The 20,276-nt window shown below is 72.3% G+C and carries 19 protein-coding genes; 6 read left to right on the forward strand and 13 right to left on the reverse strand.

Going from position 1 to position 20,276, the window contains the following annotated elements; translation table 11 throughout:
- Window positions 1-49: 49 nt before the first annotated feature.
- The gene (gene purF, locus ACH0A8_RS11435; protein ID WP_066652154.1) at window positions 50-1,507 is read right to left on the reverse strand and encodes an amidophosphoribosyltransferase; all 1,458 of its coding nucleotides are present in this window, start codon (window positions 1,505-1,507) and stop codon (window positions 50-52) included.
- 71 nt (window positions 1,508-1,578) lie between these two features.
- Here purF and purM point away from each other — a divergent pair, with 71 nt between their 5' ends.
- Complete coding sequence (purM, locus tag ACH0A8_RS11440; RefSeq protein WP_406907232.1) at window positions 1,579-2,679, forward strand: phosphoribosylformylglycinamidine cyclo-ligase; 1,101 nt, start codon at window positions 1,579-1,581, stop codon at window positions 2,677-2,679.
- A gap of 498 nt (window positions 2,680-3,177) precedes the next feature.
- Here purM and ACH0A8_RS11445 read toward each other — a convergent pair whose 3' ends face one another.
- The 10 genes from ACH0A8_RS11445 to ACH0A8_RS11490 form a co-directional block, all read right to left on the reverse strand.
- Window positions 3,178-3,399 carry a DUF3073 domain-containing protein gene (locus ACH0A8_RS11445; RefSeq protein WP_066652157.1) on the reverse strand — a complete coding sequence of 74 codons (222 nt, stop codon included), beginning with the start codon at window positions 3,397-3,399 and terminating at the stop codon, window positions 3,178-3,180.
- 169 nt (window positions 3,400-3,568) lie between these two features.
- Complete coding sequence (locus tag ACH0A8_RS11450) at window positions 3,569-4,009, reverse strand: DoxX family protein (protein ID WP_406907233.1); 441 nt, start codon at window positions 4,007-4,009, stop codon at window positions 3,569-3,571.
- 171 nt (window positions 4,010-4,180) lie between these two features.
- The gene (locus ACH0A8_RS11455) at window positions 4,181-4,447 is read right to left on the reverse strand and encodes a DUF3072 domain-containing protein (protein WP_066652161.1); all 267 of its coding nucleotides are present in this window, start codon (window positions 4,445-4,447) and stop codon (window positions 4,181-4,183) included.
- A gap of 107 nt (window positions 4,448-4,554) precedes the next feature.
- The gene (locus tag ACH0A8_RS11460; RefSeq protein ID WP_311206251.1) at window positions 4,555-5,310 is read right to left on the reverse strand and encodes a hypothetical protein; all 756 of its coding nucleotides are present in this window, start codon (window positions 5,308-5,310) and stop codon (window positions 4,555-4,557) included.
- A 13-nt stretch (window positions 5,311-5,323) separates the two neighbouring features.
- Window positions 5,324-7,573, reverse strand: a complete 2,250-nt coding sequence (locus tag ACH0A8_RS11465; RefSeq protein ID WP_271826255.1) for an APC family permease — start codon at window positions 7,571-7,573, stop codon at window positions 5,324-5,326.
- A gap of 128 nt (window positions 7,574-7,701) precedes the next feature.
- Window positions 7,702-8,283, reverse strand: coding sequence for a PadR family transcriptional regulator (locus ACH0A8_RS11470; RefSeq protein ID WP_066652167.1), 582 nt, complete (start codon window positions 8,281-8,283; stop codon window positions 7,702-7,704).
- The gene (locus tag ACH0A8_RS11475; RefSeq protein ID WP_066652169.1) at window positions 8,280-9,125 is read right to left on the reverse strand and encodes a DUF4097 family beta strand repeat-containing protein; all 846 of its coding nucleotides are present in this window, start codon (window positions 9,123-9,125) and stop codon (window positions 8,280-8,282) included. The genes ACH0A8_RS11470 and ACH0A8_RS11475 overlap by 4 nt, the downstream gene beginning before the upstream one ends.
- 132 nt (window positions 9,126-9,257) lie before the next feature.
- A complete protein-coding gene (locus ACH0A8_RS11480; protein WP_406907234.1) occupies window positions 9,258-10,565 on the reverse strand; it encodes an ABC transporter substrate-binding protein in 1,308 nt (435 codons plus the stop codon).
- 94 nt (window positions 10,566-10,659) lie between these two features.
- Entirely contained in the window at window positions 10,660-11,562 is a 903-nt protein-coding gene (locus tag ACH0A8_RS11485; RefSeq protein WP_066652173.1) for a carbohydrate ABC transporter permease, read from the reverse strand.
- A 10-nt stretch (window positions 11,563-11,572) separates the two neighbouring features.
- The gene (locus ACH0A8_RS11490) at window positions 11,573-12,529 is read right to left on the reverse strand and encodes a carbohydrate ABC transporter permease (protein ID WP_081984625.1); all 957 of its coding nucleotides are present in this window, start codon (window positions 12,527-12,529) and stop codon (window positions 11,573-11,575) included.
- 139 nt (window positions 12,530-12,668) lie between these two features.
- Between ACH0A8_RS11490 and ACH0A8_RS11495 the strand changes: the two genes are divergently transcribed.
- Genes ACH0A8_RS11495 through ACH0A8_RS11510 form a run of 4 tightly spaced genes read left to right on the forward strand, consistent with a single transcriptional unit; the run spans window position 12,669 to window position 17,072 of the window.
- Complete coding sequence (locus tag ACH0A8_RS11495; protein ID WP_406907235.1) at window positions 12,669-13,889, forward strand: ROK family protein; 1,221 nt, start codon at window positions 12,669-12,671, stop codon at window positions 13,887-13,889.
- Window positions 13,886-15,031 carry an ROK family protein gene (locus ACH0A8_RS11500; protein WP_406907236.1) on the forward strand — a complete coding sequence of 382 codons (1,146 nt, stop codon included), beginning with the start codon at window positions 13,886-13,888 and terminating at the stop codon, window positions 15,029-15,031. Before ACH0A8_RS11495 ends, ACH0A8_RS11500 begins: the two co-directional genes overlap by 4 nt.
- Window positions 15,028-16,044 carry a Gfo/Idh/MocA family protein gene (locus tag ACH0A8_RS11505; protein WP_066652184.1) on the forward strand — a complete coding sequence of 339 codons (1,017 nt, stop codon included), beginning with the start codon at window positions 15,028-15,030 and terminating at the stop codon, window positions 16,042-16,044. The genes ACH0A8_RS11500 and ACH0A8_RS11505 overlap by 4 nt, the downstream gene beginning before the upstream one ends.
- Window positions 16,041-17,072, forward strand: a complete 1,032-nt coding sequence (locus tag ACH0A8_RS11510; RefSeq protein WP_271826260.1) for a Gfo/Idh/MocA family protein — start codon at window positions 16,041-16,043, stop codon at window positions 17,070-17,072. Before ACH0A8_RS11505 ends, ACH0A8_RS11510 begins: the two co-directional genes overlap by 4 nt.
- A gap of 91 nt (window positions 17,073-17,163) precedes the next feature.
- Here the strand turns inward: ACH0A8_RS11510 and ACH0A8_RS11515 are convergent, their stop codons facing one another.
- Together ACH0A8_RS11515 and ACH0A8_RS11520 are read right to left on the reverse strand one after the other, a co-directional pair.
- Window positions 17,164-18,033, reverse strand: coding sequence for a sugar phosphate isomerase/epimerase family protein (locus ACH0A8_RS11515; protein ID WP_406907237.1), 870 nt, complete (start codon window positions 18,031-18,033; stop codon window positions 17,164-17,166).
- Window positions 17,976-18,689: a YitT family protein gene (locus ACH0A8_RS11520; RefSeq protein ID WP_245171599.1), complete on the reverse strand. Its 714-nt coding sequence runs from the start codon at window positions 18,687-18,689 to the stop codon at window positions 17,976-17,978. Before ACH0A8_RS11520 ends, ACH0A8_RS11515 begins: the two co-directional genes overlap by 58 nt.
- Before the next feature lie 61 nt (window positions 18,690-18,750).
- Here ACH0A8_RS11520 and ACH0A8_RS11525 point away from each other — a divergent pair, with 61 nt between their 5' ends.
- Window positions 18,751-20,202 carry a PLP-dependent aminotransferase family protein gene (locus ACH0A8_RS11525; RefSeq protein ID WP_406907238.1) on the forward strand — a complete coding sequence of 484 codons (1,452 nt, stop codon included), beginning with the start codon at window positions 18,751-18,753 and terminating at the stop codon, window positions 20,200-20,202.
- Window positions 20,203-20,276: the final 74 nt, after the last annotated feature.

The raw sequence follows: 20,276 nt of genomic DNA on the forward strand, positions 1-20,276 counted from the left end.
GCTGGTGGGGAGCCTCCCGTCCGTTCCGTGGTCGCCGTGGCGACGCGACTCAGCTGAGCTGGTTCGCCTCCACCCACGACAGGTACTCCGGGCTCACCGTGCCGGTGACGTACTCACCGGTGAAGCAGCTCATCTCGAGGTCGGTGACGTCCGAGCCCTCGATGATCGCGTCACGCATGTCCGCGACCTCCTGGTAGATGAGGTGGTCGCTGCCGAGCACGCGGTTGATCTCCGGGATCTTCCGGTCGTGCGCGATCAGCTCGGCGCGGGTCGGCATGTTGATGCCGTACACGTGCGGGTACCGGACCGGGGGAGCGGCGCTCGTGAACGTGACCTCGTTCGCACCGGCGGCCCGTGCCATCTCGACGATCTCGCGGCTCGTGGTGCCGCGGACGATCGAGTCGTCGACGATCAGGATGTTCTTGCCCTTGAACTCGGACGACATCGCGTTGAGCTTCTGGCGCACCGAACGCTTGCGCTCCGCCTGCCCGGGCATGATGAACGTGCGGCCGACGTAGCGGTTCTTGAAGAAGCCCTCGCGGTAGTCGATGCCGAGCTTCTGCGCGACCTGCATGGCCGCGGGTCGGGACGAGTCCGGGATCGGCATGACCACGTCGATGTCCCCGGTCGGGGCGTACTGCGCGATCGTGTCGGCCAGGCGGTTGCCGAGACGGAGGCGGGCGTCGTACACCGAGATGCCGTTCATGACGGAGTCGGGACGCGCGAGGTAGACGTACTCGAACGAGCACGGCACCAGGCGCGGGTCCTTCGCGCACTGGCGGGCGTGCATCTGGCCGTTCATCTCGATGAACACGGCCTCGCCCGGAGCGATGTCGCGGACGACCTCGTAGCCGCCGGACTCGAGCACGAGGGACTCGCTCGCGACGACCCACTCCGGCTGCCCGGCCTCGTCGAACTTGTGGCCGAGGATCAGCGGTCGGATGCCGTACGGGTCGCGGAACGCCAGCAGGCCGTGTCCGGCGATCGTGGCGATCGTGGCGTAGGAGCCCTCGACGCGCTCGTGCACGCGCTCGACCGCGTCGAACACCTGACCGGCGTCGAGCTCGCTGCCGCGGACCTGGCCCTGGAGCTCGTGCGCCAGGACGTTGACCAACAGCTCGGTGTCGCTCGTCGTGTTGAGGTGACGGCGGTCGATGTCGAACAGCTCGCGGGTGAGCTCGCGGGTGTTCGTCAGATTGCCGTTGTGCACGAGCACGATGCCGTAGGGCGCGTTCACGTAGAACGGCTGGGCCTCTTCCTCGTTGCTGGCGACGCCCTTCGTGGCGTACCGGACGTGTCCGAGCCCCATCGTGCCGAGCAGGGCACGCATGTCGCGGGTGCGGAATGCTTCACGGACGTGCCCACGCGTCTTGTGCATGTGGTGGACGCGACCCTCGACCGTGGCGATGCCGGTCGAGTCCTGGCCCCGGTGCTGCAGGAGCAGCAGGGCGTCGTAGATGGATTGGTTGACGGGCCCCTGCGCAACGAGGCCGACGATGCCGCACATTCGCGGAGTGCTCCAGACCGTAGGATCGGGTGGTACCGAACAAGTCTGCCATGCTCCGCGGAGGACCACGCATGCCGAACCCGTACGCTGCCGCCGGTGTCGACACCGCCGCCGGTGACCTGGCCGTCGAACTCATGAAGTCCGCCGTCTCGGCGACCCACAACCCATCGGTGCTCGGTGGTGTCGGCGGGTTCGCCGGGCTCTACGACGTCTCGTTCCTCAAGGACTACGAGCGTCCGCTGCTCGCGACCTCGACCGACGGCGTCGGCACCAAGGTCGCCATCGCGCAGGCGATCGACAAGCACGACACGATCGGCCAGGACCTCGTCGGCATGGTCGTCGACGACATCGTCGTGGTCGGCGCGAAGCCGCTCTTCATGACGGACTACATCGCCTGCGGCCGGGTCGTGCCGAACCGCATCGCCGACATCGTCGCCGGCATCGCCCGCGGCTGCTCGGCGACCGGGACCGCCCTGGTCGGCGGCGAGACGGCGGAGCACCCGGGGCTGCTCGGGCCGGACGACTACGACGTGGCGGGTGCCGCGACCGGCGTCGTCGAGGCCGGACGCCAGCTCGGCGCGCACCTCGTCGAGGACGGCGACGTCGTCGTGGCGATCGAGTCCTCCGGGCTGCACTCGAACGGGTACTCGCTCGTCCGGCACGTCCTGTCCGGCAAGGGCATCGGCTACACCGACCAGCTGCCGGAGTTCGGCGCGGGGGTCTCGGTGGGCGAGGCCCTGCTCGAGCCCACCCGGCTGTACACCGCGCCGCTGCTCGACCTGCTCGACGCCCGACCCGGCGTCGTCCACTCGCTGTCCCACGTCACCGGTGGTGGCATCGCCGCGAACCTGGCGCGGGTGCTGCCCGTCGGCACCTGGGTCGAGGTCGAGCGCTCGACGTGGACGCCCCCGACGGTGTTCCGGGTGCTCGCGGACATGGCGGGGACACCGGTGGAGGACACCGAGGGCACCTGGAACCTCGGCATCGGGATGTTCGCGGTCGTCGCGGCGTCCTCGGCATCGGCGGTGCTCGACGACCTGCGGGCCGCGGGGCTGCCCGCGTGGACGGTCGGCACGGTGTCGACCTCGGCGCGGGACCTGGACGGGTTCGAGCAGGGCGCCAAGGGCGTCGACGGGGGAGCGGTCCGGCTCGTCGGTTCCTACGCGGGCTGAGGCGCACCGCCCCGACCTCGTCGGCCGCGCGGCGTCGTGCGGTCGCGCCGAGCTGACGGCGTCGTGCGGTCGCGCGGCGTCACCGTCTGCGCCGAGCTGACGGCGTCGGCGATGTTCCACCGGTGCCTGCGCGGCCGTCCTGGTCGCACGACATGCCGCGTGCGATCGTTCCGGTCGCGCGAACTGCCGCTCATGTCGAAGGTGAGCGGCAAGTCGTGCGACCGAAGCTCGCCGCCGCGTGCGGTGGCGCGGCGAGGTCGACCCGTTCGGGCCGGCGTCGGCGATGTTCCACCGGTGCCGGCGCGGCCGTCCTGGTCGCACGACCTGCCGCGTGCGATCGTTCGGGTCGCGCGAACTGCCGCTCATGTCGGAGGTGAGCGGCAAGTCGTGCGACCAGGGCTCGAGCCCGGCGAGCTGGACGGGCCCGCCGACCGCCGGAGCCCGCGCACACGACGACGCCGCGCGACCCCGGAGGGTGCGCGGCGTCGACGGTCCGGGTCAGGCGGACTTGTCCTGGTCCTGCTGGGGCTCGAACTCGTCCTCGTCGTCGCCCGGTTCCTCACCGTACTGGTCAGCCCAGCGGTCGACGTAGGAGTTCTCGTCCGAGTGTTGCCCGGCGGAGAGCTCTCGCTCGAGCGCACCGTAGTTCGTGTCCGGACTGAAGTACTTCAGCTCCCGGGCGACCTTGGTGTGCTTTGCCTTCTGACGGCCGCGCCCCATGCGTGACCCCCTCGTGATCGGCTCTGGTCCGGTCCTGGCGGGTGCATGGTTGCCACCCGGGGAACCGAACGGTTCGTGGTTTGAAATCTGCCGATCACTCTACCATGTACCCCGTTCCCCACCTGCCCATCGGCGTCCCCCGTCGGCCGGTCGCAGAGGTGACCAGGGCTCACGCCGCGAGCGGCTCCGGCACGCCCCGCTTCCGCCGTGCCGAGCGCAGGACGAGGGCGTCGAGCGAGAACCGCCCGGGCCCGGTCAGGGCGATCGCGAGCGAGGCGACGGCGAGCACGAGCACGTACTCGAAGCCGCCGTCCTGGGCGAAGAACCCCGCGGTCGCGTGGGCGAGCAGGCCCGCGACGACCATGTCGACCGCGAGCAGCAGTCCGACGACCCGAGTCGCGACGCCGACCACGAGCAGGATCCCGCCGACGAGCTCGAGGCCGGCGACGAGGGGTGCCGCGACCTCGGCGAGCGGGACGCCCATGCCCGAGAAGCCCTGCGCGACGCCGGGGATCCCCTGCGCGAACTTCTGGGCGCCGTGCGCGGTGAACACCACGCCGAGGACGATGCGGATCGCGGTCAGGCCGATGGAGGTCGATGTCGTTCGCATGGCGACGACGCTATGCGGTGACGTGTCATCGACCCGAGGCCCTCGGGGGATTGCCCGCACTCGGCCAGGGGTCACCCAGACGTCGGTCCGCCGAATCGGGGACCGACGCTCAGGAACGACCGACGCCGGTCCACCACAGCGGGGACCGGCGTCGGGCGACAGGGTGTCGCGTCAGGAGTCCGCGCCGCGCCCGGTCTGCTGCTGCAGGCGGTCGATGTGCTCGGACGCCTCGGCCTTGCTGAGGTCCGCGGGGAGCTCCTCGCCGGCCTCGCGGGCGAGGGTGTCGAGGTAGCTGCGCTGCGGGCCGGTCATGGGCTCGTCGCCGGTCACCCACTGCTCCGGGTCCTTGCTCGCGGTCGTCGAGGGGTCGGGACGCTCGCCGCCCAGGGTCTCGCCCTGGTGCGACTCGTCGGGGGTCTGGTCTGCTGCGTCGGTCATGGCGCTGAACCTACGCGCGACGCCGGACACGACACGCAGCGAGGGCGTCCCCCAGGGGACGTGCGCCGGCACGCGGACCGGGCTCCCGACCAGGCGGACGGCGGCGCTCAGACCGGCGTCGCCGTGTAGCGCACCAGGTCCGGTCCGACGCCGCTCGTCGCGATCGGCACCTCGTCGCCGCCCTGCTCGATCCAGATCGTCGCCGCCCGCTCGTCGATCCGGACGACCTCGTGCAACGACCCGTCGATGAGCACCGCCGCCCGCACGGACACCTGCCCGGTGGACGCCCGGGGCGGCAGCCCGACCACGTCGGCGTCGTACGCGGCGTACCGACCGGGGGAGAGGAACGGCGAGACCGGGGTGGTCACGACCTCGAGACCACCCTCGACGGCGCGCACGGCGACCAGGCGCACCGCCTGGTCGGTGGGCAGGGGGACGTCGACCACCGGGGCGTCGACCGGACCGGCCAGTGCACGGAAGGCGGGCCGACCGTCGGGGGCGAGCAGTCCCTCCAGGCCGTCGATCCGCACGCGACCGCGGCCACGCGAGTCGGCGTAGAGCCCCGGCTCGAGCCCGGAGCGGCGTGCCTCGAGCCGCGTGACCACGACGCGGTCCGGTCGGTACCAGTCGCGGAGCGTGGCCGGGTCGACCCAGCCGATGCTGGCGACCCCGCGGGCGAGGTCGGCGCGGTCGTCGGCGGGGCGTTCGTCGAGGGCTCCGAGCGGGTGCTCACCGCGCACGGCGACGAGTCCGGCGTACGGCCCGGCCACCGGTGGTTCGTGGTCGAGCACCTCGACGCGCTTCGACACCTTGCCGCCGTGGCCGTCGAAGGTCGCAAAGGTGCGCAGGTCGGAGATCGTCATGTCGCCGACGATGCTACGACCGGCCGCCGTCACGGCGTGCAGGTGTGGCGACGAGGAGGTGCACCTCGCCCGTGCACTGGGTCGGGTCGACGCCCTCCGCGGGACCGGCGGGACGCGACGCCCGCCGCGGCTGCAGGCCGTCGCGCTGCACCGGCGACCCCACCGGCTGCAGGCTGTTCCGCTGGACGGACCGGAGCAGACGGTCCTCCTGCGCGTCGTGGTGGGACACGCCCTGCGGCGAGCGGCGGAGTGCCGGCCGGACCGGCTCACCGCGGCGTTCCTGCCCCGGCAGCGGACGGGAGCGTCGCCCGTAGAGCAGTTCCGACGAGTCGAGCAGCCACGGCACCAGGGCCACGGTCACCCCGTGCACCAGCAGGAGCTTCTTGCGGATCCGGCGCCCGCGGTGGTTGTGCAGCAGGGTCTCCCACCAGTGCCCGACGACGAAGACCGGCGTGTAGACGGTGACGACCTCGGACCCGTGCTCGGCCCGGTGCGCCTTGATGTACCGGATGAGCGGCATCGAGATGTCGCGGTAGGGACTCGGCACGACGGTGAGCGGGACCTCGATCCCGTGCTCGACCCACTGCTCCTGCAGCCGGCGGGCCTCGGCGTCGTCGATCGCGACGTGCACCGCCTCGAGTCCGGCGTGCTGTGCCGCGATGGCGTAGTCGATCGCCTTGAGCACCGGCTTCTGGAGTGTGTTGACGAGGACGATCGCGTGGTCGCCGGTCGCGCCGAACTGCGTGTCGACGTCCGCCTCGACCTCGTGCGAGACGTCGCGGTAGTACCGGTTCACGCCGAGCATGAGGACGAACAGCACGGGCATGATCACGAACACGAGCCAGGCGCCGTGCGTGAACTTCGTGATGGTGACGACGACGAGCACGACGAAGGTGGAGGTCGCGCCGATCGCGTTGATCGTCAGCGAGCGCCACACCTGTCCGCGGTCGACGGGCTCGTCCGCGCTGCCGTCGCGGTCCGAGCGCAGCAGGCGCAGCCAGTGCCGGACCATGCCGGTCTGGCCGAGCGTGAACGACACGAAGACGCCGATGATGTACAGCTGGATGAGGCTCGTGACGTTCGCGCGGTAGACCACGAGCAGCGCGACCGCGACGAGCGCGAGCACGATGACGCCGTTCGAGTAGATGAGGCGGTCGCCGCGGGTCGACAGGGCCTTCGGCGCGTAGGAGTCCCGCGCCAGGATCGAGCCGAGCAGCGGGAAGCCGTTGAAGGCCGTGTTCGCGGCGAGGAGCAGGACCGCGGCCGTCGTCGCCTGGACGACGAAGAACAGCACGCTGCCGCCCCCGAAGGTCGCGGCGGCGATCTGCGCGATGAGCGAGCGCTGCGGTGTGGTCGCGCACGCGGTGAAGCCCTGCAGGTCGCACGCGCGCTCGGCGTAGTGCACGTGCGAGACGAGCGCGAGCGTGATGAGCCCGACGAACAGCACGATCGCGATCGAGCCCATGAGCACCAGCGTCGTCTGGGCGTTGCGGATCTTCGGGCGACGGAAGGCCTGCACGCCGTTCGCGATCGCCTCGACACCGGTCAGGGCCGAGCAGCCGGACGCGAACGCGCGCAGGAGCAGCAGCACGAAGGCCGCCTGCGTCGTGTGCTCGACGTTGTCGATCGTGTACGCGGCGGACTCGGCGACGGGGGCGTTGCCGAGGGCGGTGCGGACCAGGCCGGTGACGACCATGACGAACACCGAGCCGACGAACAGGTAGGTCGGCACCGCGAACGCCTTGCTCGACTCGCGGACGCCGCGCAGGTTCACCCCGGCGAGCAGCACGACGAAGGCGACCGCGAGCTCGACACGGAACGGGTCGAGTCCCGGCAGGGCCGAGATGATGTTGTCCACGCCCGAGGCCACCGACACGGCGACCGTCATGACGTAGTCGACGAGCAGCGCGCTCGCCACGACGAGGCCGGCCTTCTCGCCGAGGTTCCGGTGGGCGACCTCGTAGTCGCCACCGCCGGACGGGTAGGCCTTGACGAGCTGCCGGTAGGACGCGACCACCACGACGAGCAGCAGCACCACCACGGCCGCGACCCACGGGGCGAAGGTCAGGAACGCCATCCCACCGAGCAGCAGGATCATGAGGAGCTCCTGCGGGGCGTACGCCACGCTCGACAGCGGGTCGCTCGCGAAGATCGGCAGCGCCAGGTGCTTCGGGAGGAGCTGTCCCTCGAGCTTCTCGGAGGGCAGGGGATCGCCGATCAGTCGCGCCTTGAGCGACCGGATCTCGTTCGTCACGAGCGGCAAACCTACTCAGTTGCGCGCCCGAGTCAACACTGTGGGAACGGACAGGCGATGACGGCCGTGCGCCGGACGCACGCCGACGGGCAGCGGACGGGAGGCGCGGCTCGCCACCACCCGTCCGCCGGCGGCCGTCAGACGGAACGGCGCAGGGCCTCCAGGCCGTCCCGCAGGCGCGTCACCGTGTCCTCGGTGAGCGTCCCGCGCGTCGCGCGGCGACGCAGGTCCGCCCGGACCTGCTGCCGGAACGCGGCGATCGCCATCTCGACCTCGCGGAGGGCGCGGGCGCCCTCCGTCGGGACGTCGACGGGCTCGTCGGCGGTCTGACCGCGCGGAGCCTGGGCGCTCGCGGCGAGGTCCGCTCGGAGCGAGCGCATGGCCTCGCCGACCGAGGCGCGGACGCCGTCGGCCAGGGACCGCACCGAGTCGGCGACGCCGGACTCGACCGCGGCGAGCTCCTCGGCGCGGGCGTCGAGCTCGGCACGCCCGGCGTCGGTGATCGCGTACACGGTCTTGCGGCCGTCGACGGTCTTGGTGACGAGCCCCTCGGACTCGAGCTTGGCGAGCCGCGGGTACACGGTGCCGGCGCTCGGGACGTACGCGCCGCCGAAGCGCTCGCCGAGGGCCTGGATGAGCTCGTAGCCGTGCATGGGGCGGTCGGCGAGCATGGCGAGCAGTGACAGGCGCAGGTGACCGTGCGCGAAGACGGGGCTCATTCGGACGCCTCCGCGCCGGTCGGGGCGTCCGTCGGAGCGGCCGGGGCGGGCGGGGCGTGCAGGACCGCGACGTCACCCGAGACCGAGTTGACCTTGAGGTCGAGCCACTGCCCGCTCAGCTCGCCGCCCTGCTTGACGTACGAGCCGCGGACGCCGCGGATCTCGGAGTCGTCGAACTGCAGCTTGCCGGACGCGGTGCTGACGGTGCAGCGGTAGGGGACGCCGTCCTCGAGCCGGACGCTCACCGAACCGGACACGGTGTTGATGCGTGCGGCGTCCGGGGTGCCCTGCAGGTCGAGCACCACGTCGGCGTTCACCCCGTCGGCCGTGAGGCGCGGGATCGCGCCCGTCGCCACGACGTCGCCCGACACGGTGCGGACCGTCAGTGCGCCGTCGAGGTCGCGGACCGTGGTCGCCCCGGAGACGGCGTGCACGGCGAGGTCGCCCGCGAGCCCGTCGACGACGACGTCGCCCGAGACGGTGTTCACCGAGGCGCCGCGGTTCGTGCCGGAGAGCAGCGCCCCCGCGGAGACGACGCCGACCGTGACCCGTGCGTCGCGGGGGACCAGCACGCTGACGTCGGCGGTGGCGCGACCGCGGAACGACCTGAGGAAGCCGAGCGGGTCGTCCCACCGGACCTGCGGGTGGTCGATGGTGAGCGTGTCGCCGTCCAGCTCGATCTTGAGCGGCTTGCCGGACACGCCGTGCACCTCCACCCGGGCGGTCGGTTCGTCGTGGGCCACGACGTCGACCTGCCCACCGGCGAGCCCGACGCGCAGGGCGCGGACGATGCCGGTGTCGATCACCTTGGGCTCCTCGACGAGCCACTTCTCCTGGGCCATGTTGCCTCCTCGAACTCGCGATGTATCGCGTGTGTGGAGTCACGGTACATCGCGAGTGACCCGTTGTCACCAGGCCAGGATGCAGGACGGCCCCGCTCCCGGTGGGGAGCGGGGCCGTCCTGCGGAGCGGGCCTACTTCGCGGCGTCGTCCAGCGCCGCCTGTGCCTTCTCCGCCGCCGCGTCGAGGGCCTCCTTCGGGCTGGTCTTCAGCAGCATCGCGGACTGCAGCTGCGTCGACAGCGCCGCGCTCACCTCGCCGTACGCGGTGATCGACGGACGGGCCTTGGCGTACTCGAGCTCGTCGGCGAAGGCCTTGAGGCGCGGGTTCTCGTCCAGGTACTGCTTCCACGTCGCGTTGTCCGCCGTGGCCTGGTTCGCGGGGAGCAGGCCGGTCGCGATGTCCCACTTCGCCTGGGTGTCCGGGCTGAGCCACCACTGCAGGAACTTCCACGAGGCGTCCTGCTTCGCGGTCGTCGTCTCGATGATGTACGAGTTGTTCGTGCCGAGGTTCATCGCCGGCTCGTCGATGCCCGGGAGCGGGAAGACACCGACGTTCTCCTTGCCGAGCGTGCTGTCGATGGTCGACAGGTCGTACGCGCCGGTGATCGCCATCGCGGCCTTCTTCGACGTGAGCGCGGGGACGGCGCCGTTCGTCGAGGTGGTCAGGAGCGACTGCGGGTAGGCCGAGCCGTCCTGCAGCATGTCCGTCCACGCGGTGAGGGCCTTCACGCCCGCGTCGCTGTTGAACTCGACCTTGGTGTTGTCCTCGTTGAGGAAGTCGCCGCCGGCACCCCAGAGCATCGACTGCCACGTGAAGACCGGCCACTCACCGGTGCCGATCGGCAGGTAGGCGCCGTACTGGGTCGTGCCCTTGGTGAGCTTCTTCGCGTCGTCCTGGAACTCCGACCACGTCGTCGGGGTGTCGGTGATGCCCGCGGCCTTGAACATCTCCTTGTTGTAGACGACGGCGTAGTCGCCGATGTCGGTCGGCAGCGTGTACTGCTTGCCGTCGAACTCGCCGGTCGAGAGCATGCCCTCGGTGAAGCTGTCCTTCGTGACGTCACCGCTCGACAGGTGGTCCTCGAGCGGCAGGACCTTGCCGGTCTGGATCACCTCGCCGGTCTGCTGCGGGGTGCTGTCGCCGAGCACCATGTCGGGACCGGTGTCGTTCTTCAGCGCGTTGATGAGCTTCGCGTCGAACTGGTCGGACGAGGCCGCGTACTGGGGCTGGACGTCGATCTCGTCCTGCGAGGAGTTGTACTCGTCGATGAGCTTCTTCACCTCGGTGGCCTGCGGCCCCGTGTAGTTGTGCCAGACCGTGATCGTGGTCTTGCCGCCGCTGCCGCCGGAGTTGCCGGTGACGGAGCCGCCGGAACACCCGGACAGGGCCAGTGCGGCACCCACGGCGAGGGCCGTGGCGCCGAGCAGTCGCTTGCGCATGAGTCGTCCTTTCTCGGACTTCGGGTGGAGCGAAGGGTGCCTCCGCGTGGAGCGGAGGGTGATGAGGAGGAGTGGAGCGAGGGGCGGTGCGGGATCAGCGGAGTCCGCCGGCCATGGCCGACACGATCTGCTTCTGGAAGATGATGAAGACGATGAAGACCGGCAGGATCGCCAGCGTCGAGCCGGCCATCAGCAGGTTGAAGCTCTGGCTCGCGTTCGCGGACTGCAGCTGCGTGAGGCCGACGGAGACGGTGAAGAACTCGGTCCGCGACGCCACGAGGAACTGGAAGAAGAAGTTGTTCCAGTTGTAGACGAACGACAGGACCGCGAAGGACCCGATCATCGGGGTCGCCATCGGCGTCACGACGGACCACATCCGCCGCCACACCCCGGCACCGTCCACCCGGCTGGCGTCCTCGATCTCGCTCGGGAACGACGTGAAGAACTGCCGGAAGAGGAAGGTGCCGAGGATCGACGGGATGTTCGGGACGATGAGGCCCTGGTAGCTGTTCAGCCAGTGCAGCGAGGACAGCAGGGTGATGAGGGGCGTGAACACGACCTCGAACGGCACGAGGAGCGCGGCGAGCAGGACGACGAACACGATGTTCTTGCCGGGGAACTTCAGGCGCGAGAACGCGAAGCCCGCAGCCAGGCTCGTCACGATCTGCCCGAGGGTGGTCGCGATCGCCACGACCGTCGAGTTGAAGAAGTACAGCCCGAAGGGGGCGACGGTGAAGATGTCGGTGTAGTTCGACAGCTCCCACTGCCGCGGCAGGAAGGTCGGCGGGAAGGCGAGCGCCTCCTCCGAGGACTTGAAGCTCGTCAGCAGCATCCAGAGGAACGGGCCGAAGAACAGCACGACCGCGACGAGCAGGATGACGTGCCGCAGGACGGCGGGTGAGTGCTTGCGGAACAGCACGCCGAACGGGCGGCTGCGGTGCGGACGGGAGGCGCGGTGTGCGTCCGCCGGGAGGGTGCGGGAGGCGATCTGGGTCACGGTGGCGGTCCTAGTTCAGCTCGACGGGATCGCGGCGGTTGATGACCCGCAGCTGGACGACCGCGACGAGGATGCCGACGATGAGCAGGAGCACGGCGGCAGCGCTGGCCGAGCCACCGTGGAAGAACACGAAGCCCTGGTTGTAGATGTAGTAGAGGATCGTCTCGCTCGAGTTGATCGGGCCGCCCTGGGTCAGGACGTAGACCTGCGTGAAGACCTGCAGCGCGCCGATCACGCCGGTGATCGCGAGGAAGCCCGTGGTCGGGGCGACCAGGGGGAGCGAGATCCGGAAGAAGCGGCGGATCGGCCCGGCGCCGTCGAGCGTCGCGGCCTCCATGTAGGACGCCGGGATGTTCGTGAGCGCGGCCGAGTAGATGATCATCGTGTACCCGACGCCCTGCCAGATCGAGAACACGATCACCGAGACCAGGGCCCACGGCTCGGACGTCAGGAAGCCGATCGGGGGAGCACCGAGCGCGGTGACCACGCCGTTCACCAGACCGCCGAGCGGCGACAGGATGAAGCTGAAGATCAGTGCGCTGCCGACGATCGGGGCGATGTACGGCACGAACAGCAGTGCCCGGTAGACGCCGCGACCGCGGAACGGCTGCGCCAGCAGTGCCGCGAAGAACAGCCCGAGGGCCATCGTGATCGGCACCACGACCACCACGTACAGCGCCGTGTTGCCGGCCGCCCGGACGAACTCGCCGTCCTGGAACAGCCCGGTGAAGTTCGACAGGCCGACGAAGCCGTTCGTCTCGCCGGACGCGGGGTTCCAGTCGGTGAACGAGTAGAAGACGGTCTGCGCCAGTGGGTACAGGTAGAACAGCGCCAGCAGCACCGTCGTCGGGGCGATGAGCACGTAGCCCGCTCGGCCCTCGCGTCGTTCCATCCGGCTCGCGTCCGCAGTGGACGACCGTCGACCGGGGACACGCACCCGGGCCGGGTTCTCAACCGCACTCGTCATGCGGACCTCCTCTTGGCTCGTCGTTGAACGCTAGGAATCGGCTGTTTCGAGCAGATTACCGTTCGATCACCAAAAGTAAACAGTCGAATCTGCAACGACTTCGTTCGATAATCGACCGTTTCGTCGCTACAGTGTCGGCATGCACGAGCAGCACTTCCAGGACATGGACCGGAACCCCGGGTCCGTCGGGGACGTCCTCCGACTGATCCGCGTCTCGGACACGACCTCGCGCTCGAGCATCGCCAGGAGCACCGGACTCGCACCGTCCACGGCCTCGGCCCGGGTCGACGCACTGACCGCGCTCGGGCTCGTGCGCGAGAGCGGCGCCGAGGGGTCCCGCGGCGGCCGGCGTGCCCGGCGGCTCGAACTCGTGGCGGACGCCGGCTTCGTCGCCGCGGCCGACCTCGGCGCCCACCACGTGCGCATCGTGCTCACCGACCTGGCCGGCCGGATCGTCGCCGACACCGACGCCCTCGAGCACGGCGCCGCGACGGTGCCCGTCGCCGCCGGACCGCGGGCGTCGGTCGCCGCGCTGTGGGACCGGTTCGTCGAGCTCGCCCGCGACGCCGGCCTCGACACGACCCGCTTCCGCGGGGCCGCGATCAGCGTCCCCGCGCCCGTGTCGTACCCGGGCGGCAGCATCGCGACCCCGTCGTTCGAGCCGTCGTGGCACGGTGCCGTGCTGCCCGAGCTCTTCGCCGAGCACACCGACGCCCCCGTCCTCGTGGAGAACGACGCGAACCTCATCGCCCTGGCCGAGCGTCCGGGCCCCGACCGCACGGGCACGCTCGTCGCGGTGAAGCTCGGCACCCGCATCGGCTCGGGGGTGCTGCTCGACGGGCGCCTGCACCGCGGGGTGAGCGGTGCCGCCGGCGAGATCAGCCACACCCCGGTCGACGGCCAGGCCGCGATCGGCTGCACCTGCGGCGTGCCGGACTGCCTCGAGTCGGTGGCGTCCGGGGGAGCGATCGTGGCGCGGCTGCGCGCGGGCGGACGGCAGGTCGGCGGGACGAGCGACGTGCTCGCGCTCGCGGCGCAGGGCGACGCGGTCGTCCTCGACGAGCTCCGCCGGGCGGGGGAGCACATCGGCCGCGTGCTCTCCGGCATCGTGAACTTCTGCAACCCGTGCGAGGTCGTGCTGGCGGGGGCGATGTCGGCGTCGTCCGTCCTGGTCGCGACGATCCGCGGGGAGCTCTACCGGTCGTGCCTGCCGATGGTCGCGGACGCCCTCGACGTCCGGGCGAGCTCGTCCCCGCGCGACGCCGGCATCCGCGGGGCGACGGTGCTCGCGATCGACGAGGTGCTCGCACCGGCACGCGTCGACGAACTCGCCCGCGCGGCGACGGAGCGGACGGCATGAGCGCCGCGGGCACGGGCTCGCACGGCGGCCGGGAGGCATCGGGCGCGGTCGTCGCCGTCGACGTCGGCGGCACCACCGTCAAGGGGATGGTCCGGGTCGGTGACGTCGTCCTCGACCGCGCGGTCGTCCCCACCCTGGCGCCGGTCGCGGCGACCGACGCGCACGCGGCGACCGACGCGCACGCGGCGGCCACGGACGCCGCCGTGGGCGGTCCGGCGCTCGCCGCCGTCACCGCCGTCGTCGACCGACTCGCCGCAGCAGCCGCCGCCGCCGGGCACCCGCTCGCCGCCATCGGTCTCTGCACGCCCGGGGTCGTCGACGCCGAGACCGGGACGGTGGTCGTCGCGGTCAACCTCGACTGGCACGACCTGCCCCTCGCCGGACTCCTGCGCGACCGGTACGGCGTCCCCGTCGCCGTCGCGCACGACGCCCGCGCTGCCGCGACGGCCGAGATCGCAGCACGCACCGCGGCGGGCCGGGACGTCGCCGAGCTGGTCTTCATCCCGATCGGGACCGGCGTCTCCGCGAGCCTGGTCGTCGACGGGCGCCTGGTGGTCGGGGCAGCCGGAGGTGCCGGCGAGGTCGGACACGTGTGCGTCCGACCGGGCGGCGAGCCCTGCACGTGCGGGCAGCGCGGGTGCGTCGAGGTGTACGCCTCCGCACGGAACATCCGACGGCGCTACCGCGCGGCCGGCGGCACGATCGACGGCGCGACCGAGGAGATCGTCGCCGCCGTGGACACCGACCCCGAGGCCGCCGCGGTCTGGGCCGACGCGGTCGACGCGCTCGCCGCCGGGATCGCGATCCTGTCCGCCGTGCTCGACCCGGCGGTGGTCGTCGTCGGCGGCGGACTCGGCGAGTCCGGGGAACGCCTGCTCGCCCCGCTGCGCACCGCGGTGGACGCGCAGCTCGGCTGGCGTCCCGCGCCCCGCATCGAGCAGTCCCTCGCGGGCGCCGGTGCCGGCCTGGCGGGAGCAGCCCTGCTCGCCCGCACCGCTGCGCAGTCGACCGCAGCGCAGTCGACCGCAGCGCAGTCGACCGCAGCGCAGTCGGCCCCTGCGCCGCCTGCCGCCACCACCGCTGCCCACGGCGCCGAACCCACCACGGACACCGCACCACCACGAACCAGGAGGACCCCATGACCGCTCAGCGACTCCGGATCGGCCTCGTCGGCGCGGGGGTGATCGCCCACGCGCACCTGCCGAACCTGCTCCGGATCGGGGACGTCGTCGTCTTCTCCGAGGTCGGCGCCGAGGACCTCGTCGCAGCACACGGCGGCGAGGTGGTCGACTCGCTCGACGAACTCCTCGCCCGCGTCGACGTGGTGGACGTCGTCGTCCCCACGTACGCCCACGCCGAGGTCGTGCGCGCGGCGCTCGCCGCCGGCAAGGACGTCATCAGCGAGAAGCCGCTCGCCCGCACCGACGCGGACGCCGACGACCTGGTCCGGCTCGCGCACGAGGCCGGTCGCCAGCTCTACCCGGCACACGTGGTCCGCTACTTCCCCGAGTACGTCCGTCTCAAGGCCGCGGTCGAGGCCGGGCAGCTCGGCGAACTGGCCGTCCTGCGGTTCGTCCGCTCGGGTGCGTTCCCGACCCGCTCCGCCTGGTTCGCCGACCCCGAGCTCTCGGGCGGCATCATCATGGACCAGATGATCCACGACCTGGACATCGCACGGTGGATCGCCGGCGACGTCGTCCGGGTCAGCGCGGTGCACGTCCGCAAGGGCACCGTCGACCACCCGGTCGAGGCGGCGCACGTGCTGCTCACCCACGCGTCCGGGGCGATCAGCCACGTCGCGGGCATCTGGGGGCCGGCGCACCTGCCGTTCGTCACCGAGTTCTCCGCCACCGGCACCCTCGGGTCCCTGTCGCACGACTCCCGCGCCGAGCGGAACTACACGGCGGAGCTCCTCGACGAAGCCGGGGTCGGCGGCGACCTGCCCGAGCTCGACCCCGCCGAGGACCCGTACTTCCTCGAGATCCGCGAGTACCTCGGGGCCTTCCGTGGCGGCGTGGTGCCCCGCGTGTCCGCCGAGGACGGCGCCACCGCGGTCCGCATCGTCAACGCCGCGCTGCGGTCGGTCGCGACGGGGCAGCCCGTCGACCTCGAGCCCGCCCCGGCGGCCGGGACGCACGAGGGGGCGACGGCGTGACCGCCCTGCGCATCGGCGTGCTGTCCTTCGCGCACACGCACGCCCTGTCCTACCTGTCCGCGCTGCAGGCGATGCCCGACGTCGAGGTCGTCGGCACCGACCCGGACGGCACCTCGACGGGCACCGACCTGGTCGACCTGCGCGGTCGTGCACTCGCGGATGCCCTCGGGGTCGCGTACGTCGACACCGTCGAGGAGCTGCTGGCGAGCGGGGTCGACGCCGTGGTGGTCACGAGCGAGAACGCCCGGCACCGTGCCCTGGTCGAACAGGCCGCCGCCGCCGGGGCCCACGTGCTGTGCGAGAAGCCGCTCGCCACGACCTGGGAGGACGGGCTCGCGATGCGCGCCGCCGCCGAGGCCGCCGGCGTGCTGCTCATGGTCGCCTTCCCGGTCCGCTTCGCGAGCACCTTCGCCCGGCTCGCCGCGACGAAGCGGTCCGGCCGCCTCGGCGAGGTGTTCTCGGTCCGCGGTGCCAACAACGGCATGCTGCCGCTGACCCGCTCGTGGTTCACGGAACCCGGACTGTCCGGCGGCGGCGCGATCGTCGACCACGTCGTGCACATCGCGGACCTGCTCGACGAGCTCCTGGACGGCACGCCGGCCGAGACCGTCACGGCGGTCACGAACCGGGTGCTGCACGCGTCGCGCGCGCAGGCCGAGACCGCCGGTCTGGTCACCATCACCTACGCCGACGGCACGATCGCGGCGATCGACTGCTCGTGGAGCCGTCCGGACACCTCGCCGGCGTGGGGTGGGCTGGCCCTCACCGTCGTCGGGACCGAGGGATCGGTGGACGTCGACTTCTTCCGGCCCAGCGTCCGCGGGCTCGACGCCGCGAGCGGCCGGTCGGTCGTCCTGCCCTACGGGCCGGACTTCGACGCCGCGATGCTCGACACGTTCGTCGCCGCGGTGCGCTCCGGCGAGCAGCCCCAGCCCGACGCGGCCGTGGGACTGCGCACCCTGGCGATCGTGCTGGCAGCGCAGGAGTCGGCCGCGACCGGCGAGACGGTGCGGGTGCGGTCCGTCTGACCCGACCCGCTGACGGCCTGGAGGCGCGGTGCCGGCCGGCGCCGCGCCTCCAGTCCGTCAGCGGGTGCGGCCCGACCGCCGGGCGGTCGCGTCAGGAGCCACCGGCCGCCGCCCACAGGCGGCGTGCGTTCGTGAGTCCGCGCTCGACCGCGTCGACGTCGTCCTCGAGTCCCTCGAACTCGATCGACACCGGCCCGTCGAACCCGCTGGCGACGATCCGCTCGACGATCCGGCCGAGCGGCAGGTCGCCGTGCCCGACCACCGTGCCGAGGACGGCGCGACCGGCCAGCGTGGTGAGCCACCCGTCCGCCGCCGGCGGGGTCTCGCGCACCAGGAAGTCCTTGAGGTGCACGACCGCTGCGACCGGCAGCACCCGCTGGACCGCGCGCAGCGGGTCGTCGTCGAGGCAGACGAAGTTGCCGACGTCGAGCAGCGCGCGGAAGCCCGGGTGGTCGACCTCGTGCACCAGTCGCAGGATCCGCTCGCTGTCGTTGAAGGCGAAGCCGTGGTTCTCGACCATCGTCGTGATGCCGAGCGTCGCGGCGTGCTCGGCGACCGCGCGGCAGACCGGCACCACCTGCGCGAGCACCCGCTCGAACTCCGCGTGGTCGGCGTCCCGCCAGGCCCAGGGGACGACGTCGTGGCGGAGGTGCGTGATCCCGAGCCGGTGTGCGACGTCGAGGTGATCGTGGACGCGGGCGACCTCGGCGTCGACGGTCGCCGGGTCCGAGAAGTCCGCACCGATCACGTGGTTCGCGAGCCCGATCCCGCGGGCGGCGGCGTGCTCGCGCAACCGGTCGACGAGCTCGGGCTGCCGGGGGAGGTCGTCGCCGAACCCGCCCGCGGCGATCTCGAGGTGCTCGCCACCGGCGTCCGCGACCCGGTCGACGACGTCGAGGATCGTCAGTGCACCGCGCTGGAGCGAGCGGGCGTAGCTGTAGGAGGACACTCCGAGTCGCATGGCGCGACCCTAGCCGCAGTCGGTGCGCCGCCACCAGGGGTGCTGCCCTGGCGTTGCGGGGACCACGGCAGGCGGCGGAAGAGCGGCATGAGCGGCTGCACCATCGGGCCGATCGCGAACGCCGCGACCACCGTGCCGGCCCCGACGTCGCCGCCGAGGAGCCATCCCACCACGACGACGGTGACCTCGATGACGGTACGGGCGAGCCACAGCGGCCAGCCGAACCGCTCGTGCACGCCGACCATCAGGCCGTCCCGGGCGCCGGTGCCGAGCCCGGCGCCGATGTAGCAGGCCGTCGCGACGGCGAGCAGCGCGAGCCCCGCGGCGAACAGCAGGATCCGGGGGACCAGGCCGTCGGGCTCCGGCACGAGCCAGAGCACCAGGTCGGCCGACGGGCCGATCGCCAGCACGTTGCAGAGCGTGCCGATGCCGGGCTTCTGGCGGAGCGGGATCCAGAGCAGCAGGATGACGACGCTCGACGCCACGGTGATGACGCCGAACGACCAGGGCAGCACGTTCTCCAGGCCCTGCGTCAGGACCGTCCACGATCCGACGCCGACCACGGCGCGGACCTGCAGCGCGGTCGAGGCGCCGTAGAGGAAGAGCCCGACGGCGAGCTGGACGGAGCGGAGCACGAGGGCGGTGGAGCGGCGCATGCACCGATGCTCCCGCCGGATTGGCCTGGCCGTCGAGAGCCAATCGGGCTAGCGTGGCCCCGTGCCCCCGGTCTCCCTCAGCGCCCGTGCCGCCGCCCTCCTGCTCGCCGACTGGCGGGACGGCACCGACGCCCCCGCCTACGAGGCCCTGTCCGACGCCGTCCGCGTGCTCGTCATCGACGGTCGGGTGCCGCTGGGCGTCCGGTTGCCCGCCGAACGCGGGCTCGCCGAGGCCCTCGGCGTCTCCCGGACGACCGTCGCGAACGCCTACGCCCGGCTGCGGGACGACGGGTTCGTGGTGTCGCTGCGCGGGTCCGGCAGCGTCGTGCACCTGCCGCGCGACCTGGCCGGTCGGCCCGACCCCGAGCGACTCGGCGGCGTGGTGCCCGGGGACCTGCTCGACCTGCGGAAGGCCGCCCTGCACGCCGCACCCGAGGTCGCCGACTCCGTCGAGCGGGCGGTCCGGTCCGTGCCCGCCGCGCTCGCCGGCATCGGCTACGACACCGTCGGCGACCCCGGGCTCCGCGCAGCGATCGCGGACCGGTACACCGAGCGCGGGTTGCCCACCGACCCCTCGCAGGTGATCGTCACGATCGGTGCCCAGCACGCGATCGCACTGCTCGCCCGCGTCCTCGTGCGCCGCGGCGACACCGTGCTCGTCGAGTCGCCGACGTACCCGCACGCGCACGAGGCCTTCCGCGAGGCCGGTGCGCGACTCGTCGGCGTGCCCGTCGACGCCCGCGCCGGCTGGGACGCGGCAGCGCTCGAGACGACCCTGCGCCGGACGGCCCCGGCGGTCGCCTACGTCATGCCCGAGCTCCACAACCCGACCGGGGCGACCATGACGGCGGACACCCGGCGGCTGCTGCTCGACGTCGCCGCGACGACCGGCACGACCGTGGTCGCCGACGAGACGATGGGGGAGCTCCGCATCGACGGGGACCCCGCGCCGCCGCTCGCCTCGGCCGACCCGTCGGGCGCCTCGGTCGTGATGATCGGCTCCGCCGCCAAGGTCTTCTGGGGCGGCCTGCGCATCGGTTGGGTCCGGGCCGCACCGGAGCTCCTCCAGCGCCTGCTGCTCGCCCGCCCGACGGGCGACCTCGGCACGCCGGTCCTCGACCAGCTCGTCGCGCGCGAGCTCGTGCCGCGCACGGCGGCCGTCCTGGAGGGGCGGCGCACCTTCCTGCGCGCCGGTCGCGACGAGCTCGTGGCCGGCCTGCGCGCCCGGCTGCCCGAGTGGGACGTCCCGTCGCCGGCAGGCGGGTTGACGACGTGGGTCGGGCTCGGCCGTCCGGTGTCGAGCGCACTCGTCCTGGCCGCGCGGGCCGAGGGGGTGCTCCTGGCGTCGGGTGGGGTCTTCGGCCCCGACGGCGGGTTCGAGCGGTTCCTCCGGGTGCCCTGGACGACGGCCGCGGCGGACCGGGAGCGCCTGGTCGACGTGCTCGGGCGCGCGTGGTCGCGGATCGGTGGCGAGGCAGCAGGCACCCGGGGGTCACTCGCCGCGGTGGTCTGAACGCCCGGTCGTCCGCAGGTGCACGTTCGTCCACGGACCTGCGCCGGGCGGTCTGGTTCGCAGGTGGAACTGCG

The organism is Curtobacterium sp. 179-B 9B NHS, assembly GCF_045370965.1.
In the GTDB taxonomy this organism is placed as follows: domain Bacteria; phylum Actinomycetota; class Actinomycetes; order Actinomycetales; family Microbacteriaceae; genus Curtobacterium.